This window comes from Alicyclobacillus vulcanalis, assembly GCF_900156755.1.
GTDB lineage: Bacteria > Bacillota > Bacilli > Alicyclobacillales > Alicyclobacillaceae > Alicyclobacillus > Alicyclobacillus vulcanalis.
The window spans coordinates 18,659-43,251 of record NZ_FTOO01000003.1; the positions used below are offsets into that span (position 1 = coordinate 18,659).

42 protein-coding genes are annotated in these 24,593 nt (G+C 61.5%); all 42 read right to left on the bottom strand.

Annotation, left to right across the window (positions count from 1 at the left end):
* Positions 1-27: 27 nt before the first annotated feature.
* Entirely contained in the window at positions 28-1,125 is a 1,098-nt protein-coding gene (locus BW934_RS04215) for an Mrp/NBP35 family ATP-binding protein (protein WP_076345467.1), read from the bottom strand.
* Between the two features lie 86 nt (positions 1,126-1,211).
* Positions 1,212-1,697, bottom strand: coding sequence for a hypothetical protein (locus tag BW934_RS04220; protein WP_076345469.1), 486 nt, complete (start codon positions 1,695-1,697; stop codon positions 1,212-1,214).
* Between the two features lie 96 nt (positions 1,698-1,793).
* The gene (locus BW934_RS04225) at positions 1,794-2,591 is read right to left on the bottom strand and encodes an N-acetylmuramoyl-L-alanine amidase (protein WP_076345471.1); all 798 of its coding nucleotides are present in this window, start codon (positions 2,589-2,591) and stop codon (positions 1,794-1,796) included.
* A 187-nt stretch (positions 2,592-2,778) separates the two neighbouring features.
* Positions 2,779-3,171, bottom strand: a complete 393-nt coding sequence (gene rpsI, locus BW934_RS04230; protein ID WP_076345473.1) for a 30S ribosomal protein S9 — start codon at positions 3,169-3,171, stop codon at positions 2,779-2,781.
* Positions 3,172-3,186: 15 nt separating this feature from the next.
* Positions 3,187-3,633: a 50S ribosomal protein L13 gene (gene rplM, locus BW934_RS04235; protein ID WP_076345475.1), complete on the bottom strand. Its 447-nt coding sequence runs from the start codon at positions 3,631-3,633 to the stop codon at positions 3,187-3,189.
* A gap of 78 nt (positions 3,634-3,711) precedes the next feature.
* Positions 3,712-4,500: a tRNA pseudouridine(38-40) synthase TruA gene (gene truA, locus BW934_RS04240; protein WP_076345477.1), complete on the bottom strand. Its 789-nt coding sequence runs from the start codon at positions 4,498-4,500 to the stop codon at positions 3,712-3,714.
* Between the two features lie 11 nt (positions 4,501-4,511).
* Positions 4,512-4,877, bottom strand: coding sequence for a 50S ribosomal protein L17 (gene rplQ / locus BW934_RS04245; protein ID WP_076345479.1), 366 nt, complete (start codon positions 4,875-4,877; stop codon positions 4,512-4,514).
* Positions 4,878-4,904: 27 nt separating this feature from the next.
* Positions 4,905-5,843 carry a DNA-directed RNA polymerase subunit alpha gene (locus BW934_RS04250; protein WP_076345481.1) on the bottom strand — a complete coding sequence of 313 codons (939 nt, stop codon included), beginning with the start codon at positions 5,841-5,843 and terminating at the stop codon, positions 4,905-4,907.
* Between the two features lie 71 nt (positions 5,844-5,914).
* Positions 5,915-6,541 carry a 30S ribosomal protein S4 gene (gene rpsD / locus BW934_RS04255; RefSeq protein WP_076345483.1) on the bottom strand — a complete coding sequence of 209 codons (627 nt, stop codon included), beginning with the start codon at positions 6,539-6,541 and terminating at the stop codon, positions 5,915-5,917.
* Between the two features lie 57 nt (positions 6,542-6,598).
* Positions 6,599-7,015: a 30S ribosomal protein S11 gene (gene rpsK / locus BW934_RS04260; protein WP_067846458.1), complete on the bottom strand. Its 417-nt coding sequence runs from the start codon at positions 7,013-7,015 to the stop codon at positions 6,599-6,601.
* A gap of 18 nt (positions 7,016-7,033) precedes the next feature.
* The gene (gene rpsM, locus BW934_RS04265; RefSeq protein WP_012811919.1) at positions 7,034-7,402 is read right to left on the bottom strand and encodes a 30S ribosomal protein S13; all 369 of its coding nucleotides are present in this window, start codon (positions 7,400-7,402) and stop codon (positions 7,034-7,036) included.
* Between the two features lie 229 nt (positions 7,403-7,631).
* A complete protein-coding gene (gene rpmJ / locus BW934_RS04270; RefSeq protein ID WP_008339738.1) occupies positions 7,632-7,745 on the bottom strand; it encodes a 50S ribosomal protein L36 in 114 nt (37 codons plus the stop codon).
* A 61-nt stretch (positions 7,746-7,806) separates the two neighbouring features.
* On the bottom strand, positions 7,807-8,025 hold the full coding sequence (gene infA / locus BW934_RS04275) for a translation initiation factor IF-1 (protein ID WP_006445797.1): 219 nt from the start codon (positions 8,023-8,025) through the stop codon (positions 7,807-7,809).
* 1 nt (position 8,026) lies between these two features.
* Positions 8,027-8,356, bottom strand: a complete 330-nt coding sequence (locus BW934_RS04280; RefSeq protein ID WP_076345485.1) for a KOW domain-containing RNA-binding protein — start codon at positions 8,354-8,356, stop codon at positions 8,027-8,029.
* Between the two features lie 11 nt (positions 8,357-8,367).
* Positions 8,368-9,018, bottom strand: a complete 651-nt coding sequence (locus BW934_RS04285) for an adenylate kinase (RefSeq protein ID WP_076345944.1) — start codon at positions 9,016-9,018, stop codon at positions 8,368-8,370.
* 45 nt (positions 9,019-9,063) lie between these two features.
* Positions 9,064-10,356: a preprotein translocase subunit SecY gene (gene secY / locus BW934_RS04290; protein WP_076345487.1), complete on the bottom strand. Its 1,293-nt coding sequence runs from the start codon at positions 10,354-10,356 to the stop codon at positions 9,064-9,066.
* Position 10,357: 1 nt separating this feature from the next.
* Positions 10,358-10,801: a 50S ribosomal protein L15 gene (rplO, locus tag BW934_RS04295; RefSeq protein WP_076345489.1), complete on the bottom strand. Its 444-nt coding sequence runs from the start codon at positions 10,799-10,801 to the stop codon at positions 10,358-10,360.
* A gap of 16 nt (positions 10,802-10,817) precedes the next feature.
* Entirely contained in the window at positions 10,818-11,006 is a 189-nt protein-coding gene (gene rpmD / locus BW934_RS04300) for a 50S ribosomal protein L30 (RefSeq protein ID WP_076345491.1), read from the bottom strand.
* Between the two features lie 16 nt (positions 11,007-11,022).
* On the bottom strand, positions 11,023-11,517 hold the full coding sequence (rpsE, locus tag BW934_RS04305; protein WP_076345493.1) for a 30S ribosomal protein S5: 495 nt from the start codon (positions 11,515-11,517) through the stop codon (positions 11,023-11,025).
* A gap of 24 nt (positions 11,518-11,541) precedes the next feature.
* Entirely contained in the window at positions 11,542-11,901 is a 360-nt protein-coding gene (gene rplR / locus BW934_RS04310; protein WP_076345495.1) for a 50S ribosomal protein L18, read from the bottom strand.
* 39 nt (positions 11,902-11,940) lie between these two features.
* Positions 11,941-12,480, bottom strand: coding sequence for a 50S ribosomal protein L6 (rplF, locus tag BW934_RS04315; protein WP_076345497.1), 540 nt, complete (start codon positions 12,478-12,480; stop codon positions 11,941-11,943).
* Positions 12,481-12,505: 25 nt separating this feature from the next.
* Entirely contained in the window at positions 12,506-12,901 is a 396-nt protein-coding gene (gene rpsH, locus BW934_RS04320) for a 30S ribosomal protein S8 (RefSeq protein ID WP_076345499.1), read from the bottom strand.
* A 27-nt stretch (positions 12,902-12,928) separates the two neighbouring features.
* Entirely contained in the window at positions 12,929-13,114 is a 186-nt protein-coding gene (locus tag BW934_RS04325; protein ID WP_008339767.1) for a type Z 30S ribosomal protein S14, read from the bottom strand.
* Positions 13,115-13,133: 19 nt separating this feature from the next.
* On the bottom strand, positions 13,134-13,673 hold the full coding sequence (rplE, locus tag BW934_RS04330) for a 50S ribosomal protein L5 (protein ID WP_076345501.1): 540 nt from the start codon (positions 13,671-13,673) through the stop codon (positions 13,134-13,136).
* Positions 13,674-13,700: 27 nt separating this feature from the next.
* A complete protein-coding gene (gene rplX / locus BW934_RS04335) occupies positions 13,701-14,012 on the bottom strand; it encodes a 50S ribosomal protein L24 (protein ID WP_143232544.1) in 312 nt (103 codons plus the stop codon).
* Between the two features lie 38 nt (positions 14,013-14,050).
* Entirely contained in the window at positions 14,051-14,419 is a 369-nt protein-coding gene (gene rplN / locus BW934_RS04340; protein WP_076345505.1) for a 50S ribosomal protein L14, read from the bottom strand.
* A 31-nt stretch (positions 14,420-14,450) separates the two neighbouring features.
* Entirely contained in the window at positions 14,451-14,720 is a 270-nt protein-coding gene (rpsQ, locus tag BW934_RS04345) for a 30S ribosomal protein S17 (protein ID WP_076345507.1), read from the bottom strand.
* Positions 14,721-14,736: 16 nt separating this feature from the next.
* Entirely contained in the window at positions 14,737-14,934 is a 198-nt protein-coding gene (gene rpmC, locus BW934_RS04350; protein WP_076345509.1) for a 50S ribosomal protein L29, read from the bottom strand.
* A complete protein-coding gene (gene rplP, locus BW934_RS04355) occupies positions 14,921-15,358 on the bottom strand; it encodes a 50S ribosomal protein L16 (protein WP_076345511.1) in 438 nt (145 codons plus the stop codon). Before rplP ends, rpmC begins: the two co-directional genes overlap by 14 nt.
* 6 nt (positions 15,359-15,364) lie before the next feature.
* Positions 15,365-16,045 (bottom strand): 30S ribosomal protein S3, encoded by a 681-nt coding sequence (gene rpsC, locus BW934_RS04360; RefSeq protein WP_076345513.1) that lies wholly within the window; start codon positions 16,043-16,045, stop codon positions 15,365-15,367.
* A gap of 15 nt (positions 16,046-16,060) precedes the next feature.
* Entirely contained in the window at positions 16,061-16,417 is a 357-nt protein-coding gene (gene rplV, locus BW934_RS04365) for a 50S ribosomal protein L22 (protein WP_076345515.1), read from the bottom strand.
* Positions 16,418-16,476: 59 nt separating this feature from the next.
* Positions 16,477-16,758 (bottom strand): 30S ribosomal protein S19, encoded by a 282-nt coding sequence (gene rpsS / locus BW934_RS04370; protein ID WP_008339784.1) that lies wholly within the window; start codon positions 16,756-16,758, stop codon positions 16,477-16,479.
* A gap of 38 nt (positions 16,759-16,796) precedes the next feature.
* Positions 16,797-17,627 carry a 50S ribosomal protein L2 gene (rplB, locus tag BW934_RS04375; RefSeq protein ID WP_076345517.1) on the bottom strand — a complete coding sequence of 277 codons (831 nt, stop codon included), beginning with the start codon at positions 17,625-17,627 and terminating at the stop codon, positions 16,797-16,799.
* Positions 17,628-17,658: 31 nt separating this feature from the next.
* Positions 17,659-17,946: a 50S ribosomal protein L23 gene (gene rplW / locus BW934_RS04380; protein WP_076345519.1), complete on the bottom strand. Its 288-nt coding sequence runs from the start codon at positions 17,944-17,946 to the stop codon at positions 17,659-17,661.
* Positions 17,946-18,566: a 50S ribosomal protein L4 gene (rplD, locus tag BW934_RS04385; protein WP_076345521.1), complete on the bottom strand. Its 621-nt coding sequence runs from the start codon at positions 18,564-18,566 to the stop codon at positions 17,946-17,948. Before rplD ends, rplW begins: the two co-directional genes overlap by 1 nt.
* Positions 18,567-18,594: 28 nt before the next feature.
* On the bottom strand, positions 18,595-19,254 hold the full coding sequence (gene rplC / locus BW934_RS04390; protein ID WP_076345523.1) for a 50S ribosomal protein L3: 660 nt from the start codon (positions 19,252-19,254) through the stop codon (positions 18,595-18,597).
* Positions 19,255-19,284: 30 nt separating this feature from the next.
* The gene (rpsJ, locus tag BW934_RS04395; RefSeq protein WP_008339792.1) at positions 19,285-19,593 is read right to left on the bottom strand and encodes a 30S ribosomal protein S10; all 309 of its coding nucleotides are present in this window, start codon (positions 19,591-19,593) and stop codon (positions 19,285-19,287) included.
* 293 nt (positions 19,594-19,886) lie between these two features.
* Positions 19,887-21,074 (bottom strand): elongation factor Tu, encoded by a 1,188-nt coding sequence (gene tuf, locus BW934_RS04400; RefSeq protein ID WP_076345525.1) that lies wholly within the window; start codon positions 21,072-21,074, stop codon positions 19,887-19,889.
* A 13-nt stretch (positions 21,075-21,087) separates the two neighbouring features.
* Positions 21,088-23,163, bottom strand: a complete 2,076-nt coding sequence (gene fusA, locus BW934_RS04405) for an elongation factor G (protein WP_076345527.1) — start codon at positions 23,161-23,163, stop codon at positions 21,088-21,090.
* A gap of 27 nt (positions 23,164-23,190) precedes the next feature.
* The gene (rpsG, locus tag BW934_RS04410; protein ID WP_076345529.1) at positions 23,191-23,661 is read right to left on the bottom strand and encodes a 30S ribosomal protein S7; all 471 of its coding nucleotides are present in this window, start codon (positions 23,659-23,661) and stop codon (positions 23,191-23,193) included.
* Positions 23,662-23,726: 65 nt separating this feature from the next.
* Positions 23,727-24,140, bottom strand: coding sequence for a 30S ribosomal protein S12 (gene rpsL / locus BW934_RS04415; RefSeq protein ID WP_076345531.1), 414 nt, complete (start codon positions 24,138-24,140; stop codon positions 23,727-23,729).
* 112 nt (positions 24,141-24,252) lie between these two features.
* On the bottom strand, positions 24,253-24,510 hold the full coding sequence (locus BW934_RS04420) for a ribosomal L7Ae/L30e/S12e/Gadd45 family protein (protein ID WP_076345533.1): 258 nt from the start codon (positions 24,508-24,510) through the stop codon (positions 24,253-24,255).
* Positions 24,511-24,593: the final 83 nt, after the last annotated feature.

The window sequence follows — 24,593 nt, forward strand, 5'->3', positions numbered from 1 at the left end:
CTTCGAACGCGAAGAACATCCTAGAGATTACGCCCTTAACTCCCGGGGCGCCTCGAGATTCATGGCTTCCGCAACCCGGTCGGCCAGCTTGGCAAACACTTGGCCATGCAAGGAATCCGCCGCGAAAATTCCCGCGCGCTCCTTCTCCTGATTTGCAATCGGGATTTCGGCGAGCAGCGCGGTATTGAGGGCTTCTGCCACACGCTCGCCCCCGCCGCGGCCGAACAGGTACGCGGTTTCGCCACAGGACTCGCAGACGAAATAGGCCATGTTCTCGACCACACCAATGACCTGGTGGTTCGTGCGCACGCCCATCAGGCCGGCGCGCACCGCCACCTCTGCCGCCGCCGCCTGCGGCGTCGTGACGATGAGCTGCTTGCTCTGTGGCAAAAGCGTGTGTACGTCCAGCGCCACGTCCCCCGTGCCCGGCGGCAGATCGAGAAGCACGATGTCGACATCGCCCCAGTGCACCTGCCCGAAGAAGCTGCGGAGCGTCTTGCCGAGCATCGGACCGCGCCAGACCACCGGGGTGTTCTCCGGCACGAAGAACTGCATCGACATGATCTTCACGCCTTCAGCCTGCACCGGCATAATCAGGTCTTCAATGGTCGCCGGCTTGACGCCCTCAATGCCGAAAATCACCGGGATGCTGAAGCCGTAGATGTCGGCGTCGATGAGCGCCACCCGGTAGCCCTTGCGCGCGAGCGCGACAGCCAGGTTGGCGGTCACAGTCGATTTGCCCACGCCGCCTTTGCCCGAGGCGATGGCGAGGAACTGCCTTCCTTGCTGGCGCAGAATCGGCGGCAGTTCGGCCTGTTGCGCCTCGGCGTTTGCCCTCGCCATGCCGCGCACCTTGGCGGCAAACTGCGCGCGCTGCTCGTCCGTCATGTGCCCAACGCGCACCTCAATATCCGTCACGCCGTCCAACTGCGTGAGCCGCTCCCGAATTTCTCGCTCGATGACGTTCGAGAGCGGACACCCGCGAATGGTGAGCAACACTTCCACCGTGACTTTGCCTCCGTCGATCTCGACGGAAGGCACCATGTCCAATTCCACGATGCTGCGGCCGACCTCAGGGTCTTTGACGTCCCTGAGCGCCTCGATGACTTGCTCCCGTGTCACCATCTATCACGAAACCCCCTTGCTTGCGAGACGGCCAATGTGCAGGAAACGCTGCGTTTCATGTGCAACGCTGCGTTTAGTGTACATCATCAAGCGGGGGAAACCAAACGAGCCGAGACCACCTGGTACTCATTTACTCCCGCGGGCGTCAGCCAGTTGATGACGTAGCGGGGCCATGGTTGCTCCTGCCCGACAAACCAGACCGACCAGCCCGGTGACAGCGCATAAGGCGGATGAGCAAGCGGGCGCGTGGGAGGAACGGCCGGGGCGGTGCGGGCGATGTAAAGAAGAGGAAGGAGATCTCCCTCCCAGCTGCGGATGACGAGGTGCTGGAGGACGGTGGACGAGGCGTTGGTCAACACATAGACCGGGCGCCCCTCCCAGTCGAAGGGCGCCCGTTGGAGGAGGAGCGGGAGCACATGACCGGAACCCGTGTTCGGCCGCATCGCCGACGCCGGCCGCCCCAAGCGGTCGGCCATCCAATAGGGAGATGCGACAAAGCCGAGGATGGCTATCCCCACACCCACAGCGAAGCCGAGGCCACCCAAACCGCGTTTACGCCGTCGGCGCTGCATCGCAACCCCTCCACGTCCCGTGTCTTGCGCGGGCACGGGCTCGGTCGCACCACCACGTGGGTCACGCGCCTGGCTTGGATCACGCTCCGGCTTGGATCACGCGCCTGGCTCCGGTCCGTGCGCGGCGTCGGGTTCGCCGATTTGTTGCGCGGCCGGATCGCTAAAATACCGGACCAAGGCCTCATACATGGCGAAAGCCACCCGCTCCTGATAAGCAGGAGTCGTAAGCGCCCGCGCCTCCTCCGGGTTCGACACAAAGCCGATCTCGGCCAGCACTGTGGGCCCCTCGATGCGCTTGAGGAGAAACAGGGTCCGGTTGGCCTGGACGTCGCGGTTTGTGGGCAGCAACTCCGCCCGAAACGCCTCCTGCATCGCAGACGCCAGCTGTTTCGCATGTGGATTTGACCGCAGGTACAGGACCTGCGCGCCCCGCCAGTCCGGAGAAGGCGCACTGTTGCAATGAATGGACACGAACGCGTCCACCCGCTGGCGGCGCACGACGGCGAGCCTGCCCCGCAGGTCTCCAAGGTGGCGCTGTTTCATGGCGCGATCGCGCTCCGTCGCAAGGTCGGTGTCCGCCGTCCGCGTCATGACGACGATGGCGCCCCCTTGCTGCAGGTAGCGCGCCAGCCTGTGCGCGACGGCGAGCGTGATGTCCTTTTCTTCGATCCCGCCTACGCCTCGGGCCCCTGAATCTCGTCCACCGTGGCCTGCGTCCACGACGATGACCTTACCGTCGAGCCCGTCTGCCCGCGTGTTTGCATTCACCTTATGCAGGAGCGGGCGAAACCATGCCGCTCGCGCATCCTGGACGGGCACGACGAGAGAGGTCGTCCCGACGAGCATTGCCATGGCGGCGAATGCGAGTGGCACATGCTTGTGCTTTCCGAGCATCCTCTTGCCCCCTCCGGCGCATCATGCTGACCTCAGTGTGCGCAAGGGGACAGGGAATCATGAGGCGTCGAGCGGACCGACGAGATCCTATGGGCACCCGCACGCAAGTGTGCAGCAAAAGGGCTGCCCCATTCCCTGACGGGAATGACGACAGCCCTTCGGCAACGCATCCAAGGCGGTTTGGGTATTAACGCTTCGAGAACTGCGGCGCGCGACGAGCGGCCTTCAGTCCGTACTTCTTGCGCTCCTTCATGCGCGCATCGCGCGTCAGGAGGCCCGCCCGCTTCAAGGTCGGGCGGAGATTCGGATCCACCTTCAGGAGCGCGCGGCTGATGCCGTGGCGGATGGCGCCAGCCTGACCGGAGATCCCACCGCCGCGCACGTTCACGTAGACATCATACTGCCCGACCGTGTTGGTCAGGAGAAGCGGTTGCTTCACAATCAACTTGAGCGACTCCAGCCCGAAGTACTCGTCCATCGGCCGCTTGTTGACCACAATCTTGCCGTCGCCCGGTAGCAGGCGCACGCGAGCGACGGAGGTCTTGCGACGGCCCACAGCCCAGTATTGCACACTTGCCATCTTGAAGCCCCTCCTTTACTCCCGCGTCTCGCCAGGGACGAACGGAATCGGTTTTTGCGCCGCATGCGGATGCTCGGGGCCCGCATACACGTGCAGCTTCTTCAGCTGCTGCCGGCCCAACGAGTTGTGCGGCAACATGCCACGCACGGCGTAGTACAATACGCGCTCAGGGTGCGTATTCAACATCTGACGCGCCGTCGTGACCTTCAGACCGCCCGGATAACCCGAGTGGCGGTAGTACTTTTTCTGATCCAGCTTGCGCCCCGTGAACACAACCTTGTCCGCATTCACCACAATCACAAAATCGCCCGTGTCGACGTGCGGGGTGAACTCGGGTTTATGCTTGCCACGCAAAATCATGGCAATTTGCGTCGCCAAGCGGCCCACGCGCCAACCCGTGGCATCAATGACATACCACTTGCGCTCGACAGAGCCGGGCTTCGCCATGTATGTCGTCCGCATCCAGGTTCCCTCCGAACGATGCAATTTGACCTACCGATGGAACGGGGATCGAGTGGGTCAAATACCTGCACAATTTTATTATAAATCGTCACTCAGATCAATGACTTTGCCGCCGTACGCCGACGGATATTCGACGTTCCACAGGCACAGCCCATGCGGCGGCGCCGTCTCGCCAGCGAGCCGCCTGTCGCGCGCCTCCAAGATGTCCGGGATGCGATCCGGGCTTTCCTTGCCTCTGCCCACCTTGACCAGCGTTCCGACCAAAATGCGGACCATGTACTGGAGAAAGCCGTTGCCTTCGAATTCCACATGGAGGCGAGAGCCATCTCGGCGAAAGTCGACGCGGTCCAACCGCCGCACTTTGTCGCGCTGAGGCGCCTCTGCGGCGCAAAAGGAAGTGAAGTCGTGTTCGCCCAGAAGGTGCTTCGCGGCCTCCTTCATCGCGTCGAGATCGAGCGGCTCAGGCACGTGCCAACTGAATTTGTACCAATAGAGGCTCGGCAGCGGGGCCAAATCCAGCGTATATCGGTAGGTCTTTCGCACAACGGAGAAGCGCGCATGAAATGCCTCGTCCACCTCGTCCGCAGCGCGCGGAAGGATGTCCGCGGGAAGACGCCGCCTCAATACGTGCACCATCCGCTCGACAGGTGGGCCGTAGGGCAAGTCGAAGTGGACCACCTGCGCGCGCGCATGCACGCCGCGATCCGTGCGCCCAGAGCCTTCGACCGGGATCTCCGTGCCCAGCATGCGCAGAAGCACATCCTCCAGGACACCCTGGACCGTGCGCAGCCCCTCTTGACGGGCAAAGCCGTGGAAGCCCGACCCGTCATAGCCCAACACGAGTCGTATGCGGCGCCCACGGCTCACACGCCCCACCCTCACACGAGTTCAATCACGACCATCGGAGCAGCATCGCCGCGCCGCGGGCCCACCTTCACAATGCGCGTGTACCCGCCGTTGCGGTCCTTGTACCGCTCTGCGATGTCGCTGAACAACTTCTGAATGGCGTCCGGACCTTCGCCGACCGGCGACAGCGTCTCGCGGCGCACATAGCGCGCCACCAAGCGGCGGGAATGCAGATCGCCCCGCTTCGCCAACGTGATCATCTTTTCGGCAATGGAGCGAAGTTCCTTCGCCTTGGCTTCGGTGGTCTGGATCCGCTCGTACAGAAACAGGTCCGTCACCAGGCTGCGAAACAACGCTTTGCGGCTCGAAGAGGTCCGATTCAGTTTGCGATATGCCATGCGTCTCCCTCCCTTGCAACGAATCGCTCAGTCGTCCTTGCGCAAACTAAGCCCAAGCGCATGCAACTTCTCGACCACTTCTTCGAGCGACTTGCGGCCGAGGTTGCGCACCTTCATCATCTCTTCTTCCGACTTCGCGCAGAGCTCCGCCACCGTGTTGATGCCCGCGCGCTTCAGGCAGTTGTAGGAGCGAACGGACAAGTCAAGCTCCTCAATCGGCATATCGAGGATCTTGTCGTTGTGCACGTTCTCCTTCTCGACCATGAGATCCGTGTCCCGCGCCCGATCCGTCAGACCGACAAACAGCATCAGATGTTCCGTCAAGATCTTGGCCCCAATGGAGACCGCTTCATCTGGCGCAACGCTCCCGTCCGTCCAGACCTCGAGCGTAAGTTTGTCGTAGTCCGTGATCTGACCCACGCGCGTGTTCTCCACTGAGAAGTTCACGCGCGAGATAGGCGAGTACAACGAGTCGATGGGAATGAGCCCTATCTCCTGCTCCTCCGGCTTGTTGCGGTGTGCCGGCACATATCCGCGCCCCCGGCCGGCGCGCATCTCCATATAAATGCGCGCCCCTTCGGTCAGCGTCGCGATGTGCAGGTCAGGATTCATGATGTCGACGTCCGAATCCGCGCGGATGTCGCCAGCCGTCACCACTCCCGGGCCCACGGCGTCGATGATCAGCGTCTTCTCTTCGTCGGAATGAATTTTCAACGAGAGCCGTTTGAGATTGAGAATGATCTCCGTAACATCCTCGACGACGCCAGGAATCGTGGAGAACTCGTGCAGCACGCCCTCGATCTTCACGGACCGCACCGCCGCCCCCGGAATCGAGGACAGCAGGATGCGGCGAAGTGAATTGCCGAGCGTCGTACCGTAGCCGCGCTCCAGCGGTTCGCATACGAACTTCCCGTAGTCGCCGGTTTGTTCCACAATCTCGATCCGCGGCTTCTCTATCTCGATCATTCCTAATCCTCCTTGGGAGTGGTACTCGTCGACGCTCGGAGCTGGCTAGACGATCCAGCGTTCACCCCAGATTAACGCGAGTAGAACTCGACGATCTGCTGCTCCTGCACAGGGGCGTCGATCTCGTCGCGCGCAGGGCGGCGCAACACTTTTGCCGTCCAATTTTGGGCGTCGAGCTCGAGCCATGCCGGAATGGTGCGGCCAGGAATCAGCTCGGCAAGCTCCTTCAGGCGCGCATTGTCGCGGCTCTTCTCGCGCACCGCCACCACATCGCCCTCCTTGACGAGGAACGAGGGGATATCCACGCGCCGCCCGTTCACCTGAATATGGCCGTGGCGCACCAGTTGACGGGCCTCCGCACGAGACGCCGCAAAGCCAAGCCGGTACACGACATTGTCCAGCCGGCTCTCCAGGAGCTGAAGCAACGTCTCGCCCGTCACGCCGCGCCGGCGCGCAGCCTCTTCGTAGTAGCGTTCAAACTGATTTTCCAACACCCCGTAGTAGCGGCGAGCCTTTTGCTTTTCCCGCAGCTGCATGCCGTACTCGGTGGTCCGCTTGCGACCTTGTCCATGTTGTCCCGGTGCGTATGGCCGCTTGTCGACAGCGCACTTCTCGCTGAAGCACCGCTCGCCCTTGAGGTAGAGCTTGATGCCTTCGCGGCGGCACAGACGGCACACGGGCCCTGTATACCTTGCCATTCTAGGATGGACACCTCCATGAATTGTTATACCTCGCGATGAACAACCCGAACCTCGTCAGACGCGGCGGCGCTTCGGCGGGCGGCAGCCATTGTGCGGGATGGGCGTGACATCCCGAATGCCCGTGATCTCGAGGCCGGCCGCCTGCAGCGAGCGGATGGCCGCCTCGCGGCCCGCACCCGGGCCCTTGACCAGCACCTCAACCGACTTCATGCCGTGTTCCATGGCCGTCCGCGCTGCGGCTTCAGCTGCCAGCTGGGCAGCATACGGCGTGCTCTTGCGCGATCCCTTGAACCCGACCGTGCCGGCCGACGCCCACGAGATCACGTTGCCCGTCGGATCCGTGATGCTGACAATCGTATTGTTGAACGTCGACTTGATGTGGGCCACGCCCACCTCGATGTTCTTCCGATCTCGGCGGCGCGGGCGGGCACTCGTCGACGAGCCACGGCGCTTTGTGACCTTGTTTGCCAACGATGACACCTCCAGAGATTACTTCTTCTTGCCTGCGACCGTGCGGCGTGGACCCTTTCGAGTGCGCGCATTGGTCTTCGTGCGCTGGCCTCGCACCGGGAGTCCACGGCGATGCCGAATGCCCCGGTAACACCCGATGTCAATCAGGCGCTTGATGTTCATCGCAACTTCGCGGCGGAGGTCACCCTCGACCTTGTAGTTGCGCTCAATCTCTTCGCGCAAACGGACGACTTCGTCCTCGGTGAGATCGCGCACGCGCTTGTTCGGATCAATGCCCGTGGCCGCGAGAATCTTGTTGGACGTCGTGCGGCCGATGCCGTAAATGTACGTCAGTCCGATCTCGACGCGCTTATCGCGCGGCAAGTCGACGCCGGCAATACGTGCCATGTACAAACTGCACCTCCAATGTGCTTCCTAAACCGCTGGGCTTGTACAGGACCGCACCTCGCGTTCGCTGCCGCGTCCAGCTTTTGACTCAGAGATTTGTATGCAAACACGAAGACAGTCCCTTCACGCCCACCCGCGGACGCGATATGCGGCCGCAGGCCGCGTGGAAGGACCAGCCGCGCTGTCTTCGTGGAAGCCCCAAGCGATCCCGCCGTGACGGTTCACAACGTCAGCCCTGGCGCTGCTTGTGTTTCGGATTCTCGCAAATCACCATCACATTGCCCTTGCGGCGAATCACCTTGCACTTCTCGCACATGGGCTTGACGGAAGGACGGACTTTCACAACTACCCCTCCTCCACTTGCGGTATCATACCGCAACGACTCCGCGAATGCCAGCACTCCATTACTTGTAGCGGTACGTAATCCTGCCACGCGTTAAATCGTACGGCGACAGCTCGACCGTGACGCGATCGCCCGGCAGGATTTTGATGTAATGCATCCTGATCTTGCCCGACACGTGCGCCAGGACCTTGTGCCCGTTCTCCAACTCGACGCGAAACATTGCGTTGGGTAAAGGCTCGATCACCGTGCCTTCGACTTCAATCACATCATCCTTTGCCATTTCATATCCCCCCTTGCTCACGTTCTCCCTGTCCGCTTGCCGTTCGCATCTGCGACTCCATCAACATTCTCACCGCGTGGCGGAGTTCCGCATTCGTCACGCGCCCGCCTTCCGCGAGCTTCTGGGCGATCGTTTCAGCCATGCGATGGATACGCCGAATGTGGGCCACGTTCTTCTTCTTCGGCTTCTCCACCCGTCGCACGTCTCCGTCGGCGATGCGCACAAACCGGTCACCCTCGTGCGCAAGGACCACGGCCACCAGGCCGGCGTCTCGCCCCTGGATCACTTCGACGTACGAACCTACCGGAGGGAGCTCTCGAGGTATCCCCATCGCGCTCCGTTTCACCTCTGGAAGGGCGCCAGGGCCGCGAGGACGTCCGCATGAACTTGGTCGATGGGCTTCTCCCCGTCGATCCGCCTGAGCAATCCCCGCTCCTCATAGTACGCGATGAGGGGCTCCGTCTGCTTAAATTGCTCGAGCCGGGTGGCCACGGCTTCCTCAGTATCGTCCGCGCGCTGATACAGTTCCCCGCCGCACACGTCGCAGACCCCCTCCACTTTGGGAGGCTGGAACTTGATGTGGTACGTCGCTCCACAAGACCTGCATATGCGGCGACCCGTCAGGCGTTCCTTCAGCACCGCGGGGTCGACGTGAATGTACAGCACACAGTCGAGCGGCTTGTGAAGCTCGTGGAGCAGATCGTCGAGCGCCTGCGCCTGGGGCACCGTGCGCGGAAAGCCGTCGAGCAGAAAGCCCTTGGCCGCGTCCGGCTGCTGCAGCCTGTCGCGCACCACAGCGACCGTGGTCTCATCGGGCACCAAGCGTCCGGAGTCTAGATACGCCTTCACCTGCCGGCCGAGATCGCTCCCGGAGGCAATCGCCTGCCGGAACATATCTCCCGTCGAAACATGCGGAATCCCAAACTCCGCCTGGATCTTCGCGGCTTGCGTCCCCTTCCCGGCACCAGGCAATCCAATCAATATGACCTGCACGGACATCTCCCTCCTTGCGCGAGCGACCAGCCGTTACCCGCCCCGCTACTCGCGGATGAATCCCCGGTACTGGCGCTGGAGCAACTGGCCCTCCATCTGCTGCATGGTCTGCAGCGCGACACCGACGAGAATGATGAGCGACGTGCCCTGAATGTTGTAATCGGTTAGGTTCATGGCGCCCAGAAGGACAAACGGCAATACGGAGATCACACCCAGAAACACCGACCCGAAGACCGTGACCCGGTTGATGACCTTGATGATGTACATTTCCGTGTCATGACCGGGACGCACGCCGGGAATGAAGCCCGCGTGCTTCTGGAGTTGCTCGGCCAGCTGCTGCGGGTTGATCTGCACGTGCGTGTAGAAGAACGTGAACAGGATGATCAGGATGACTTCCGCGCCCATGAACCACCCCGTCTGCGGGCTCAGGTAGCGCAGAATGAACTCGGCCCAGTGATGCGATTGAAAGTACGAAGCGATCGTGTACGGCAGAAACAACAGCGAGATCGCGAAGATCACCGGAATCACACCCGCCGCCAGCAGCTTGATGGGGATGTACGACTGTTGGCCCGAGTACACCGTCCGGCCCACCACGCGCTTGGCATATTGCACGGGGATCTTCCGCTCTGCCTGCTGCACGAGCACGATCAGCGCGAAGATGATCACGATGCCCGCGATCAGGATCAACGTCTTCAGGATCCCGAGAAAGAGGTGGCTCGACTGGTTCATAAACCAGCTTGCGTACACCTCTTGCCCCAGCGTCGAGAAGCGGGACAGGATGCTCGTGAAGATCAGAAGCGAGATGCCATTCCCGACGCCTTTTTCGGTGATCATTTCGCCAAACCACATCAGGAGCGTGTCGCCGGCGGTCAGCGTCACGACAATGACGACGTACGACCACCAATTGTTCGCCCCCGGCAAGAGAAGCCCTGAGCGAGCGAACATATACGTGAAGCCCGCCGCCTGGAGCAGCCCGAGCGCGACGGTCAAATACCGGGTGACCTGGGTCAGCTTCTGCCGCCCGGATTCACCCTCCTTTTGCCACTCCTCAAATCGCGGAATGACCCCGGATTGCAGGAGCTGAACGATGATCGACGCGGTGATGTACGGCGTGACACTCATCGCGAAGATCGAGAAGCGATAAAACGCTCCGCCGGAGAACATGTTCAAGAGGCTGAACAGCGCGTTGTTTCCCGCTCCCGCGTTCAGCGCGCTGACGTTCATGCCGGGCACCGGAATGTACGTCCCAATCCGGTACACGGCAAGAACCATCAGCGTGAACAAGATCCGCTTCCGCAGATGTTTCAGGCGCCACAGGTTGGCAATGGCCTGCCACACGTCAGATCACCTCGACGGTGCCACCCGCGGCCTCAATCTTCTCCCGTGCCGAGGATGAGATCGCGTGGGCCTTCACCGTCAGGCTCACCTGCAGATCACCCTTGCCCAAAACTTTCAGCCCGTCCAGCGGTTCGCGAATGATCCGGCGTTCGAGCAACAACTCCGGCGTCACCACGGTTCCTGCCGGGAACACGTTCAGGCGCTCCACGTTCACCGTGGCGTACACCTTCTTAAAGCGGGCGTTCGTAAAACCGCGCTTCGGCAATCGGCGGAACAGCGGCGTCTGACCGCCTTCGAAACCGGGTCGAACGCCGCCTCCGGACCGCGCCCACTGGCCCTTGGAACCCCGCGTGGACGTTTTGCCGTGGCCAGAGCTCGTACCGCGGCCCAGGCGCTTCTTGCGATGCTTCGAACCCTCGGCGGGCTTTAGCTCGTGCAGTTTCATCCGTCACACCTCCTTCTTACTCTTCGACCTCGGTCACTTCAACCAGATGGCGAATGCGGTCCACCATACCGCGAATCACCGGGGTATCCTCGCGCACCACCGTCTGATACAACTTGCGGAACCCTAGTGCCGCGGCCGTCTTGCGCTGCACGGGTTGGCGTCCGTTGGGGCTATGAACGAGCCGAATTGCAAGCTTCTTCGCCACCGCCTACGCCTCCTCTTCACAGAATCTCTTCAAGCGACTTTCCGCGAAGCCGCGCGACCTCCTCCGGCCGCTTGAGTTGCTTCAGCGCGTCGATGGTCGCGTGCACCATGTTAATCGGATTGTTCGACCCGAGCGACTTCGTCACGATGTCCTTGATTCCGGCGAGCTCCAGCACCGCGCGAACCGGCCCGCCGGCGATCACGCCACTACCTTCCGGCGCGGGCTTCACGAGCACCTTGCCTGCGCCGAAATGGCCCAGGGCCTCGTGTGGAATGGTCGTCTTGCGCATCGGCACCTCGATGAGGTGCTTCTTTGCATCCTCGATGCCCTTGCGAATGGCGTCCGGAACTTCCTGCGCCTTCCCAAGGCCCGCGCCCACGTGTCCGTGACCGTCGCCCACCACGACCAGCGCAGAAAACGAGAAGCGCCGGCCGCCTTTCACGACCTTCGCCACGCGATTCACATGGACAACCCGTTCCGTCAGCTCCAGTTGATTCGGGTCAATGCGCACGTGTACACCTTCCTCTCTGCCTGATTAGAAATCGAGCCCCGCTTCACGAGCCGCGTCTGCAAGCGCCTGAACGCGCCCATGGTACAGGTAACCGCCGCGATCGAACACAACCTTCTTGTATCCCTTCGCAAGCGCGCGCTCCGCGATGAGCCGACCGATTTGGCGAGCACCCTCGATGTTGCCGCCGTTGCCCTCAAAGCCCTTTTCCAGACTCGAAGCCGACGTGATGGTGTGCCCCACCGTGTCGTCGATCAGCTGGGCGTAAATATGTTTATTGGAACGAAACACGTTCAGCCGGGGGCGTTCGGGCGTCCCAAACACCTTCGACCGAACCCGCACGTGACGCCGCTTGCGCGCTTCGTTGCGGTTAGGCTTGGTAATCACGCGTATCACTCCTTTGCTCACGCGGCGCAGTCGCCAGCATCACTTCTTGCCGGTCTTGCCGACCTTACGCCGCACGTTTTCGCCCTCGTAGCGGATCCCCTTGCCCTTGTACGGCTCGGGCGGCCGAATGGACCTCACCTTTGCAGCGTAAATCCCCACGAGTTCCTTATCGATGCCCCGCACGACGATGCGGTTTTGCGCAGGAACCTCCACCTCGATGCCCTCGACCTGCGGCAGTTCGACCGGGTGCGAGAAGCCCACCGAAAGGGTCACCTTGGTCCCCTGCTTTGCAGCGCGGTAGCCGACGCCCACGAGCTCGAGGTTTTTCGTGTAGCCGTTCGTCACGCCTTCCACCATATTCGCGATGACGCTCCGCGTCGTCCCGTGCAGCGAACGGTGGATTTTTTCATCGGACGGACGCTCCACGATGATCTGGTTGTCCTGCACCAGCACTTTCATTTCCGGATGCACGCGCCGGGTCAGCTGGCCCTTCGGCCCCTTGACCACGACCTCCGTGCCGTTCACCGACACCTCGACCCCAGCCGGGATCGGAATCGGTTTGCGTCCAATACGAGACATTCCTTGCACCTCCCGTCGTCCCGACTTACCACACGTAGCAAATGACTTCGCCGCCCACGCCCTGCTTGCGCGCGTCGCGATCCGTCATAATCCCCTTCGACGTCGAGATAATCGCGATGCCAAGGCCGCCAAGCACCCTCGGCAAGTCCTCATGACCCACGTACACGCGCCGCCCGGGCTTGGAGATCCGCTTCAAGCCGGTGATCACGCGCTCGTTGTTCTTGCCGTACTTCAGGAACAGGCGAATCGTTCCTTGCGGGCCGTCTTGGATGTACTCCGCATCCCGAATGTAACCCTCGTTCTTCAAAATCTCCGCGATCGCGCGCTTCACCTTGGAAGCCGGAACCTCCACTTTCTCATGCCGAACGAGGTTCGCGTTGCGAATGCGCGTGAGCATATCTGCAATCGGATCCGTCATCATGCGAGCTCGCCTCCTTCCACTTGCCGATTACCAACTGGCCTTCTTTACGCCCGGCAGCTGTCCCTTGTATGCCAGCTCGCGGAAGCAGATGCGGCACACGCCGAACTTGCGGTACACCGAATGCGGCCGACCACAGATGCGGCAGCGCGTGTACGCCCGAGTGCTGAACTTCGGCTTCCGCTGCGCCTTGATAATCATCGATTTCTTGGCCACCGTAGGACCTCCCTTTCGGTTACTGGCGGAACGGCATTCCCAACTCGGTCAGAAGCGCCCGCGCCTCTTCGTCCGTCTTCGCGGTCGTCACCACCACGACCTCCATGCCGCGGACTTTGTCGATCTTGTCGTAGTCAATCTCCGGGAAGATCAACTGCTCCCGCAGGCCCAGCGTGTAGTTCCCGCGCCCATCAAACGAGCGAGGCGACACGCCGCGGAAGTCCCGCACCCGCGGAAGAGCGAGATTCATGAGCTTATCCAGGAAGTGATACATCCGTTCGCCCCGCAGCGTCACCTTCACGCCGATCGGCATGCCCTGGCGGAGCCGAAATCCCGCGATGGACTTCTTTGCCCGCGTGACGACAGGCTGCTGACCCGCAATCGCGCGCAGGTCCTCGACCGCTGCGTCGATCACCTTCGGGTTCTGCGTCGCCTCGCCAAGCCCCATGTTGATCACGACCTTCTCGAGGCGAGGCACCTGCAACGGGTTCTTGTAGTTAAACTGCTTCATCAGCGCCGGGACCACCTGGTTCCGGTATTTCTCGTACAAACGAGCCAACGCTGTCCCCTCCTTTCACCTGGCTACTCAGTCGATGATTTCGCCAGACTTTTTCGCGTACCGGACCTTCCGCCCGTCCTCGAGGAATTTGTATCCCACGCGCGTGGGCTCGCCCGTCTTCGGGTCGACAAGCATCACGTTCGACACGTGAATGGGGGCCTCTTTCTCCACAATTCCGCCTTCCGGATGCTGTGGATTCGGCTTCGTGTGGCGCTTCACGATGTTCACGCCCTCGACCACCACACGGCCTTCCTTCGGATACACCTTCAGAATCCGCCCCTGCTTCGACTTGTCCTTCCCTGCGATCACGACGACCTTATCGCCCGTCTTCACACGCAGCTTCGGCACGGTCACACCCCCTCTTCGGCGATTTCCAATCACAGCACCTCAGGTGCCAGCGAGATGATCTTCATGAAGTCGCGATCGCGCAATTCGCGCGCGACCGGGCCAAAGATGCGCGTCCCGCGCGGGCTCTTGTCTTCGCGGATGATGACGGCCGCATTCTCGTCAAAGCGAATGTAGGAGCCGTCCTTGCGGCGAATCCCGCGCTTGCTCCGCACGACGACCGCCTTCACCACGTCGCCCTTCTTGACAACGCCTCCGGGTGTTGCGCTCTTGACCGACGCCACAATGACATCCCCGATATTCGCATACTTCCGGTTGGAACCGCCCAGCACGCGGAAGCACATGATCTCTTTCGCACCCGAGTTGTCCGCAACCACCAGTCGCGTTTGCGGTTGAATCATGCTCGTATCCTCCCTTCAACACGCGCCGCGATCAGACGATCTCCGCGCGTTCCACGATCTCCACGAGGCGCCAGCGCTTCTCCTTGCTCAAGGGGCGCGTCTCCATGATGCGCACGACATCGCCGATCTTGGCCTCGTTGTTTTCATCGTGCGCCTTGAACTTCTTGGTGCGCCGAACCGTTTTACCGTACAGCGGGTGAAGCACGCGCTCCTCGACGGCGACGACAATCGTCTTGTCCATCTTGTCGCTCACGACCTTGCCGACGCGAACCTTCCGCTGATTGCGCTCATTTTCTGCCATCCGTCAGGACCTCCCCTCAGCCAATCCCCAACTCGCGTTGACGCAAAATCGTCTTTGCGCGCGCAATGTCCTTGCGAACCTGCCGAATGCGCATCGGATTCTCAAGTTGACCCGTAGCGAGTTGGAAGCGGAGGTTGAACAACTCGTCCTTCAGCCCGTCGATCCGGGCCTTCAGCTCCTCGTCACTCAGACCCCGAAGCTCAGTTGCCTTCATTCGCGTCACCACCCACTTCTTCACGAGTCACAAACTTGCACTTGATCGGCAGCTTGTGCGCAGCAAGGCGCATCGCTTCGCGCGCCACCTCTTCGCTCACCCCGGCCACCTCGAACAAGACTCGGCCAGGCTTCACCACAGCGACCCACATCTCCGGCGAACCCTTACCGCTACCCATACGGGTCTCTGCAGGCTTCTTCGTCACCGGCTTGGACGGGAAAATCTTAATCCACACCTTGCCACCGCGGCGCATGTAGCGCGTCATGGCAATACGAGCCGCCTCAATCTGCCGGTTGGTCACCCAAGCCGGCTCAAGCGCCACCAAGCCGTACTCGCCGAACGCGACCGTCCGTCCGCCCTTCGCGCGTCCCTTCAAGCGGCCGCGATGCTCCCTGCGGTACTTCACGCGCTTTGGCATCAACATGGTTGATCAACCTCCTTGAACCGCTTCAGAAGCCGCCTCCGCAGGGGCGTTCTTCCGCTTCGGCAACACTTCTCCCCGGTAAATCCACACCTTCACGCCGATCCGGCCGTACGTGGTATGCGCCTCTGCCAGCGCGTAGTCGATGTCCGCCCGCAGCGTCTGCAGCGGAACCGTGCCTTCCACGTAGCCTTCCGTCCGCGCAATTTCCGCTCCGCCCAATCGGCCCGAGACCTGCACGCGAACACCCTTTGCGCCGGCCCGCATCGAGCGCTGGATGGCCTGCTTCATCGCCCGGCGAAATGCCACGCGGCGCTCCAACTGCTGTGCAATGCTCTCCGCGACCAGCTTCGCCACCAAATCCGGCTGTTTGATCTCCGAAATGGAAATGTGCACGCGCTTGCCCGTCAGCTTGTTCAACTCATTGCGCAGGGCGTCGACCTCCTGACCACCCTTGCCGATCACCATGCCCGGCTTTGCCGTGTGAATCGTCACGTTGATCCGATTGGCCGCGCGCTCAATTTCCACGGAGCCCAGGCCCGCATCCTTCAGACGGCGGAACACATAGTTCCGGATCTTCAGGTCCTCATGAAGAAGGTCCTGATAATCCTTCTTATTGGCGTACCATTTCGCTTCCCAGTCGCGGATAATCCCAATGCGAAGGCCGATTGGGTTGACCTTTTGCCCCATGCAGGCGATCCCTCCTTACCTTTCCGCCACGACGACGGTGATGTGGCTGGTGCGCTTGAAGATGCTGAAGGCACGCCCCTGTGCGCGAGGATGCCAGCGCTTCAAAGTCGGCCCCTCGTCCACAAAAATCTCCTTCACGTACAACCGGTCCACATTCATGTTGTGATTGTTCTCCGCGTTCGCGATGGCAGAGCGAAGAACCTTCTCCACGAGCGGCGACGCGGCGCGCGGCGTGAACTTGAGAATCGCAAGCGCCTCGTCCACGTCTTTGCCGCGGATCAAATCCACCACGAGGCGAGCCTTGCGGGGCGCGATGCGCAGATATCGAGCCACCGCTCTGGCCGTCCGGGTTTCGGACTGCGTCGATGCCATGTCACGACCTCCTCCTTCGGCGCTGGCCTCTCAGCCACTCGCCTTCATGCCTCTATCCATCAACGAGAGCGCGACGACTTCTCGTCTCCTGCGTGCCCGCGGAACGTGCGCGTCGGCACGAACTCACCCAGCTTGTGGCCGACCATGTCCTCCGTCACGTAGACAGGCACATGCTTCCGGCCATCATGCACCGCAAACGTATGCCCCACAAACTGCGGGAAAATCGTCGACCGGCGCGACCAGGTCTTGATGACCTTCTTTTCACCCGAAGCGTTGAGCGCCTCCACCTTCTTCATGAGGTGAGCGTCACAGAACGGCCCTTTCTTCAGCGAACGACCCAACGTGAGCAACCTCCCTTCCGAGTCAACCTGTCAACGCATCACTTCGTGCGGCGACGCACGATGTACTTATCCGTCGGATGGTTCTTCTTGCGCGTCTTCTTCCCAAGCGTCGGCTTACCCCAAGGCGACATCGGCGATTTGCGGCCGATAGGCGCCTTGCCCTCGCCACCGCCGTGCGGGTGGTCCACCGGGTTCATGGCCGAACCGCGCACCGTCGGACGGCGACCCAACCAGCGGCTCCGCCCCGCCTTACCCAGGGTGATGTTCTCGTGGTCCAGGTTCCCGACCTGACCGATGGTCGCCCGGCACTCCAAGCGAATTTTGCGGACCTCACCGGAGGCCAGCCGAACCTGGGCGTAATCGCCCTCTTTCGCCATCAACTGCGCGCTCGCACCCGCCGCGCGAGCCAGCTGCCCGCCATGACCCGGCCGGAGCTCAATGTTGTGAATCACCGTACCCACCGGGATCGACCGAAGCGGGAGGGCATTGCCCACACGGATGTCGACGTCCTCACCGCTCACCACCATGTCGCCGACCTTCAGGCCGTGCGGCGCGATGATGTACCGCTTCTCACCGTCGAGGTAGTGGAGCAGCGCAATTCGAGCGGAACGGTTCGGATCGTACTCAATCGTCGCGACCTTCGCCGGAACGCCGTCCTTGTTCCGCTTGAAGTCGATGATGCGGTACATCCGCTTGTGACCGCCACCCCGATGGCGAGTGGTAATGCGGCCTTGATTGTTTCGGCCCGCCTTCTTCCTCAGCGGGACGAGCAGCGACTTCTCAGGCTGATCCGTCGTGATCTCTTCGAACGTCGAGACCGACATGAACCGGCGGCCAGGAGAAGTCGGACGGTATTTCTTGATTCCCATCTAGACGACCTCCTTGTCTGTGAAACTGCGATCACGACTCGCCGAAGAAGTCGATGGTCTTCGAACCAGGCTTCAGCTTGACGATAGCCTTCTTCCAATCCGAGGTGCGGCCCACGTACTTGCCCACGCGCTTTTGTTTGCCGCGGACGTTCATCGTGTGCACCGATTCCACCTCGACACCGAACAGCTTTTCAACCGCCTTACGGATCTCGACCTTGTTCGCGCGGCGATCGACCTCAAACACGTACTTGTTCTCTTCCATCAACTCTGTCGAGCGCTCCGTGATAATTGGGCGCTTGATCAAATCGCGCGGATCCATCAGGCGAACACCTCCTCCACCTTCTGAACGGCGTCCTTGGTCAGCACAAGATGGTCGTGACGGAGGAGTTCATACACGTTCAGGCCGCCGGCCTCCATGTACTTCACGTTCGGGATGTTGCGCGCCGACAAAAAGACCGGCTGCTTCTTCTCGCTGTCCACGATCAGCGCCTTCTCCACGTTCAGATTGCGCAGCACGCCGACCATGTCCTTCGTCTTCGGACGCTCAAAGTCGAGCCCGTCGACCACGACAATCTTGCCCTCTTGCACCTTTGAGGAGAGCGCGCTGTACAGCGCAGCACGGCGAACCTTCTTCGGCACCTTAAACGCATAGGAGCGCGGAACAGGACCATGCACCACGCCGCCGCCACGCCACTGCGGCGCACGGATGCTTCCCTGGCGCGCACGCCCCGTTCCCTTCTGGCGCCACGGCTTCCGGCCGCCGCCCGACACTTCCGCGCGCGTCTTTGTCTTGTGCGTCCCACGCCGCCGCGCAGCCAGGTACTGCAGGACCACAATGTGCATCAAATCCGGCCGAATCGGCGCGCTGAAGATCTTCTCATTCAGCTCGATCTCGCCCACCTGCTGGCCGGCCGTGTTCAATACAGCCACTGTCGGCATATCCACTTCCTCCTTTCGGCGAGCTTCCTCACTGCTTGGCCGCCTGCTTGACAGCCGAGCGGATCGTGACAAACGAGTTTTTCGGCCCAGGGACCGAACCCTTGATTAAGATCACGTTCTTCTCAGGGTCGACCTTGACCACCTCGAGGTTTTGCACCGTCATGCGCTCGCCGCCCATGCGCCCCGCCATGGTCTGACCCTTGAACGTGCGGTTGGGAGCAATGGAACCGAGCGAACCCACGCCCCGGTGATACTTCGAGCCGTGCGCCATCGGGCCACGATGCTGATTGTGGCGCTTGATCGGACCGGCGAAGCCCTTGCCCTTCGACACGCCCGTCACGTCCACCATTTCGCCAGGGGCAAAGATGTCCGCCTTCACCTGCTGACCCACTTCATACTCATCCACGTTCACGCCGCGGATTTCACGGATATAACGCTTCGGCGCCGTGCCAGCCTTGGCCGCATGCCCAATCTCCGGCTTCGTTGCGCGGCTAGCCTTCTTGTCGGCAAAGCCCAGCTGAATCGCCGCATAGCCATCCTTGTCGACGACGCGCTTCTGCAACACCACGCACGGGCCCGCCTCGATCACCGTCACCGGCACGACGTCCCCGTCTTCCGTGAAGACCTGCGTCATGCCCAGTTTGCGCCCGAGAATCCCTTTCACAGCGTGCACCTCCTCATCAAACATTACAACGCATCCACGCGTTTCACCCTATGATCAAAGCTTGATCTCAATATCCACGCCAGAGGGCAGATCGAGGCGCATCAGGGCGTCCACCGTCTGCGGCGTCGGATTATGGATATCGATCAGCCGCTTGTGTGTGCGAATCTCAAACTGCTCGCGCGAATCCTTGTACTTGTGCGGAGCTCGAAGAATCGTGTACAACTCGCGATCCGTCGGGAGCGGCACCGGTCCCGAGACCTTCGCGCCCGAGCGCTTGGCCGTCTCGACAATGCGTTCCGCAGACTGATCCAACACCGTGTGGTCGTACGCCTTTAAGCGGATCCGGATCTTTTGCTTCGCCATATGTTTTCCCTCCTTTATCGCCCAATTCGTTGGACATACTCCGCGGAAATTCCCCCAGCGGTATCCCATATGGCGCTGGACACATAGGCAACCTTCCGCCTCATCGCCTTTAGAGACCAACGCTCGATATTATACTAGACGCTCGCGGCGCTGACAAGAGTTGTGTCCGCGTCATGGGCTTCAGCGCGATCCGCGCGGAAGCCTTGCCCTCGACACGAGAGAAGGCGGCCCAACGACCGCCTTCTCTCACGCGCTATGTGGTTGCTTCACAACCCGACTGCGCGGGGTGTTCGTCACGACAGGATCTTCGTCACGACGCCGGCGCCAACCGTGCGGCCACCCTCGCGGATGGAGAAGCGGGTGCCTTCCTCGACGGCGATCGGCGCAATGAGCTCCACCGACATCGAGATGTTGTCGCCAGGCATCACCATTTCCGTGCCCTCGGGCAGCTGAACGACGCCGGTGACGTCCGTCGTCCGGAAGTAGAACTGGGGCCGGTAGCCGTTGAAGAACGGGGTGTGACGGCCACCTTCTTCCTTCGTCAGAACGTACACCTCAGCCTCAAACTTCGTGTGCGGATTGATGCTGCCCGGCTTGCACAACACCTGGCCGCGCTCCACGTCCTTGCGCTCCACACCGCGGAGCAGGGCGCCGATGTTGTCGCCAGCCTGCGCCTCGTCGAGCAACTTGCGGAACATCTCGATACCCGTCGCGACCGTCTTGCGGCGCTCTTCACGCAAGCCGACGATCTCGACCTCGTCGCCGACCTTCAGCGTTCCGCGCTCGACGCGCCCCGTCGCCACCGTACCGCGGCCGGTGATGGTAAACACGTCCTCAACCGGCATGAGGAACGGCTTCGACGTATCGCGCTCCGGCGTCGGGATATACTCGTCCACCGCGTTCATGAGCTCCTCGATCTTGGCCACCCACTGCGGATCGCCCTCGAGGGCCTTCAGTGCGGAGCCGCGAATGACCGGCACGTCGTCCCCAGGGAACTCGTACTCGTTCAGCAGTTCGCGGACTTCCATCTCGACGAGGTCGAGGAGCTCCTCGTCGTCGACCATGTCGCACTTGTTCAGGAACACGACGATGTACGGCACGCCGACCTGACGGGAGAGCAGGATGTGCTCGCGCGTCTGCGGCATCGGGCCGTCAGCGGCGGACACCACGAGGATGGCGCCATCCATCTGAGCTGCGCCGGTGATCATGTTCTTCACGTAGTCGGCGTGCCCAGGGCAGTCCACGTGCGCATAGTGGCGATTGTCCGTCTCGTACTCGACGTGCGCGGTGTTGATGGTGATGCCGCGCTCGCGCTCCTCAGGAGCCTTATCGATATCTTCGTAGCGCTGCGCCTTCGCCTTGCCCTTCGCAGCCAGAACCGTCGTGATCGCGGCCGTCAAGGTCGTCTTGCCGTGGTCGACGTGGCCGATGGTCCCAATGTTGACGTGGGGTTTCGTGCGTTCAAACTTTTCCTTTGCCACCAGAGTTCACTCCTTATTCGCCTTTGTTCTTCTTGATAATCCCCTCTGCGACGTTCCGCGGGACCTCGTCGTAGTAGGCGAGTTCCATCGAATACGTGCCGCGCCCTTGGGTGCGCGACCGCAGAGAGGTGGAATAACCAAACATCTCGGCGAGAGGCACGTAGGCTTTGATGACGCTCGCGTTGCCGCGCGTCTCCATGCCCTCCACGCGGCCGCGCCGCGCGTTGATATCCCCGAGAATGTCGCCCATGTACTCCTCGGGAACCGTGACCTCGACGCGCATGACCGGCTCGAGCAGGATGGGCGCCGCTTTCTCGGCACCAGCCTTCAAGGCCATGGAACCAGCGATCTTGAATGCCATTTCGCTGGAGTCCACCTCGTGATACGAGCCGTCGTACAGCGTCGCCTTGATATCCACCAGCGGATAGCCGGCCAAAACGCCGTTGCGCATGGCCTCCTGGATACCTTCCTCGACGGCAGGAATGTACTCCTTCGGGACCACACCGCCGACAATTTTGTTCTCGAACACGAAGCCCTGCCCGCGTTCGAGTGGCTCCAGGATGATCTTGACGTGGCCGTACTGCCCGCGGCCGCCCGACTGCCGCACGAAGCGACCTTCCTGGTCGACCCGCTTCGTGATGGTCTCGCGGTATGCAACCTGAGGCTTGCCCACGTTGCACTCGACCTTAAACTCGCGCTGCATCCGATCGACGATAATCTCGAGGTGCAGCTCGCCCATACCCTGGATAATGGTTTGCCCCGTCTCCTGATCCGTGTACGTGCGGAACGTCGGATCTTCTTCGGCGAGCTTTTGCAGCGCGATCGCCATCTTGTCCTGGTCGGCCTTCGTCTTCGGCTCGATGGAGACCGAGATGACCGGGTCCGGGAAGTCCATCGACTCGAGCACGACCACGCTCTTTTCGTCGCAAAGCGTGTCGCCCGTCGTGGTATCCTTCAGGCCGACGGCAGCGGCGATGTCGCCCGCGTACACCTGCTCGATCTCCTCGCGGTGGTTCGCGTGCATCTGCAGGATGCGGCCGATGCGCTCGCGCTTGCCTTTCGTCGAGTTGAGCACGTACGATCCCGACTGCAGCGTACCGGAATACACCCGGAAGAACGCGAGCTTACCCACAAACGGATCGCTCATGATCTTGAACGCCAGCGCCGCGAATGGCTCGTCGTCCGACGAATGCCGCTCGACCTCTTGGCCGTCCGGCGTAAAGCCCTTGATGGCCGGGATGTCGTTCGGCGCCGGGAGGTACTCCACCACGGCATCCAACATCGGCTGAACGCCTTTGTTGCGATACGAGGACCCGCACAGCACAGGGAACAATACGCCCTTACACGTGCCCTCGCGCAGCCCTGCCTTGATCTCCTCGACGGTGAGCTCCTCGCCCTCGAGGTACTTCATCATCAATTCCTCGTTGACTTCCGCCACAGCCTCGATCATCTCGGCCCGCTTCTCTTCGGCGAGCTGCTGCAGTTCCGGAGGGATGTCCGTATTTTCGGCGCGCGTGCCGAGATCGTCCGTGTAGATGATGGCCTTCATCTCGATGAGGTCCACCATCCCCTTGAAGGTGTCCTCCGCACCGATGGGCAGCTGAATCGGGACCGCCTTGGCACCCAAGCGCTTCTTCATCTGGTCGACACACGCGAGGAAGTCTGCGCCGACGATGTCCATCTTGTTGACGTAGGCGATACGAGGAACGTGATACTTATCAGCCTGCCGCCACACCGTCTCCGACTGGGGTTCAACGCCCATCTTGGCGTCGAAAACCGCCACCGCACCATCGAGCACGCGCAGGGAACGCTCCACCTCGACGGTGAAGTCCACGTGTCCTGGCGTGTCGATAATGTTGATGCGATGCCCCTTCCATTGACAGGTCGTAGCGGCGGACGTGATGGTGATCCCGCGCTCCTGCTCTTGGACCATCCAGTCCATCGTCGCGGCACCTTCGTGCACCTCGCCGATCTTGTGGACGCGGCCCGTGTAAAACAGAATGCGCTCGGTCGTCGTGGTCTTACCGGCATCGATGTGAGCAATAATGCCGATATTCCGCGTCTTCTCGAGCGGGAATGCGCGTGCCATCGCGCCGCCTCCCTTCTATCCGTCAGTTTACCAGCGATAGTGAGCAAACGCCTTGTTGGCTTCCGCCATGCGATGGGTATCCTCGCGCTTGCGAACCGCACCGCCCGTGTTGTTCGCGGCGTCCATCAGTTCGGCGGCCAGACGATACTCCATGCCTTTCTCGTTCCGCAGCCGGGCATACTGCACCAACCAGCGGAGCCCGAGAGAAATGCGCCGTTCCGGACGCACCTCGACAGGCACCTGATAGTTGGAACCGCCGACACGGCGAGCCTTAACCTCCAGCACAGGCATCACGTTGCGAAGCGCCGCCTCGAAGACCTCCATGGGATCTTTCCCGGTGCGCTCGCGGATGATGTCGAACGCCTTGTACACGATGCGCTCAGCAATGCCCTTCTTGCCGTCGACCATCACCTTGTTGATGAGGCGGGCGACCAACTTGTTGTTGTACACAGGATCCGGAAGCACATCACGCTTTGGGACGGGCCCTTTTCTCGGCACGCAGCCCCCTCCTTTCTCAATCGATCATGTCAGGCACCCAAGGTACGGGGCCCAGCAAAGCCGCTTTACTTCTTCGGCCGCTTCGCACCGTACTTGGAACGCCCCTGCATGCGATCCTTCACACCCGCCGCGTCCAACGCGCCGCGGACGATGTGATAACGCACACCCGGCAGGTCCTTGACGCGCCCGCCACGAACCAGCACCACGGAGTGTTCCTGCAGATTGTGGCCAATGCCCGGGATGTACGCCGTGACCTCGATGGTGTTGGTCAAACGGACACGAGCGTACTTCCGCAGAGCCGAGTTCGGCTTCTTCGGCGTCATGGTGCCTACGCGCGTGCACACGCCGCGCTTCTGCGGAGACGGAAGGTCCGTCAGCTTCTTGGTCTGGCTGTTGTAGCCGAATTGCAGCGCAGGCGCCTTGGACTTCTTCACGACGGCCTTGCGGCCTTTGCGCACCAATTGGTTGATCGTCGGCACCCGTGCACCTCCTCTCAAGTGTTCAAATCCTCGCGGTTGACCCTCTTGCAAGACCACAGACCCTGGTGGTTCATCGGCCCGCAAACAAAAATCACGCCAGAGCGAAGCAGCGCTAATCCGACAGGATGCACGCGGATGCCGCACCAACCTCGATGCCGCAAGCCTTCCCGAGCTGCCTCATGGTATCGACCCATTCAATGGGAACGCCCAATCTCGATGCGAGCTGGACGACGGGCTCCGTGACTCTCGGCTCGGCATCCTTCGCGACATACACGCATACCACACGACCAGACGGTTGCCTCAGCGCTTTGAGCGTCTGGTTCGTGCCGACGGTCTTGTTCTTCGCTTGGCGTATGTCGTCAAGGGACACCGCACGATCCTCCTCAATGGAAAACATCGTGCTGACGCACACTAGGGAATTCTATCACCGCGATTTCCGGGCTGTCAACCAAA

Bases quoted from the DNA above. Each gene is read 5' to 3' on its own strand.
- BW934_RS04215 (WP_076345467.1), bottom strand. From the start codon at position 1,125: ATGGTGACACGGGAGCAAGTCATCGAGGCGCTCAGGGACGTCAAAGAC.
- BW934_RS04220 (WP_076345469.1), bottom strand. From the start codon at position 1,697: ATGCAGCGCCGACGGCGTAAACGCGGTTTGGGTGGCCTCGGCTTCGCT.
- BW934_RS04225 (WP_076345471.1), bottom strand. From the start codon at position 2,591: ATGCTCGGAAAGCACAAGCATGTGCCACTCGCATTCGCCGCCATGGCA.
- rpsI (WP_076345473.1), bottom strand. From the start codon at position 3,171: ATGGCAAGTGTGCAATACTGGGCTGTGGGCCGTCGCAAGACCTCCGTC.
- rplM (WP_076345475.1), bottom strand. From the start codon at position 3,633: ATGCGGACGACATACATGGCGAAGCCCGGCTCTGTCGAGCGCAAGTGG.
- rplQ (WP_076345479.1), bottom strand. From the start codon at position 4,877: ATGGCATATCGCAAACTGAATCGGACCTCTTCGAGCCGCAAAGCGTTG.
- BW934_RS04250 (WP_076345481.1), bottom strand. From the start codon at position 5,843: ATGATCGAGATAGAGAAGCCGCGGATCGAGATTGTGGAACAAACCGGC.
- rpsD (WP_076345483.1), bottom strand. From the start codon at position 6,541: ATGGCAAGGTATACAGGGCCCGTGTGCCGTCTGTGCCGCCGCGAAGGC.
- rpsM (WP_012811919.1), bottom strand. From the start codon at position 7,402: ATGGCACGTATTGCCGGCGTCGACTTGCCGCGCGATAAGCGCGTCGAG.
- infA (WP_006445797.1), bottom strand. From the start codon at position 8,025: ATGGCAAAGGATGATGTGATTGAAGTCGAAGGCACGGTGATCGAGCCT.
- BW934_RS04280 (WP_076345485.1), bottom strand. From the start codon at position 8,356: ATGGGGATACCTCGAGAGCTCCCTCCGGTAGGTTCGTACGTCGAAGTG.
- rplO (WP_076345489.1), bottom strand. From the start codon at position 10,801: ATGAAACTGCACGAGCTAAAGCCCGCCGAGGGTTCGAAGCATCGCAAG.
- rplF (WP_076345497.1), bottom strand. From the start codon at position 12,480: ATGTCTCGTATTGGACGCAAACCGATTCCGATCCCGGCTGGGGTCGAG.
- rpsH (WP_076345499.1), bottom strand. From the start codon at position 12,901: ATGATGACGGATCCGATTGCAGATATGCTCACGCGCATTCGCAACGCG.
- rplN (WP_076345505.1), bottom strand. From the start codon at position 14,419: ATGATTCAACCGCAAACGCGACTGGTGGTTGCGGACAACTCGGGTGCG.
- rpsQ (WP_076345507.1), bottom strand. From the start codon at position 14,720: ATGGCAGAAAATGAGCGCAATCAGCGGAAGGTTCGCGTCGGCAAGGTC.
- rpmC (WP_076345509.1), bottom strand. From the start codon at position 14,934: ATGAAGGCAACTGAGCTTCGGGGTCTGAGTGACGAGGAGCTGAAGGCC.
- rplP (WP_076345511.1), bottom strand. From the start codon at position 15,358: ATGTTGATGCCAAAGCGCGTGAAGTACCGCAGGGAGCATCGCGGCCGC.
- rpsC (WP_076345513.1), bottom strand. From the start codon at position 16,045: ATGGGGCAAAAGGTCAACCCAATCGGCCTTCGCATTGGGATTATCCGC.
- rplV (WP_076345515.1), bottom strand. From the start codon at position 16,417: ATGGCATCGACGCAGTCCGAAACCCGGACGGCCAGAGCGGTGGCTCGA.
- rplB (WP_076345517.1), bottom strand. From the start codon at position 17,627: ATGGGAATCAAGAAATACCGTCCGACTTCTCCTGGCCGCCGGTTCATG.
- rplW (WP_076345519.1), bottom strand. From the start codon at position 17,946: ATGGATCCGCGCGATTTGATCAAGCGCCCAATTATCACGGAGCGCTCG.
- rplD (WP_076345521.1), bottom strand. From the start codon at position 18,566: ATGCCGACAGTGGCTGTATTGAACACGGCCGGCCAGCAGGTGGGCGAG.
- rplC (WP_076345523.1), bottom strand. From the start codon at position 19,254: ATGTTTGATGAGGAGGTGCACGCTGTGAAAGGGATTCTCGGGCGCAAA.
- rpsJ (WP_008339792.1), bottom strand. From the start codon at position 19,593: ATGGCGAAGCAAAAGATCCGGATCCGCTTAAAGGCGTACGACCACACG.
- fusA (WP_076345527.1), bottom strand. From the start codon at position 23,163: ATGGCACGCGCATTCCCGCTCGAGAAGACGCGGAATATCGGCATTATT.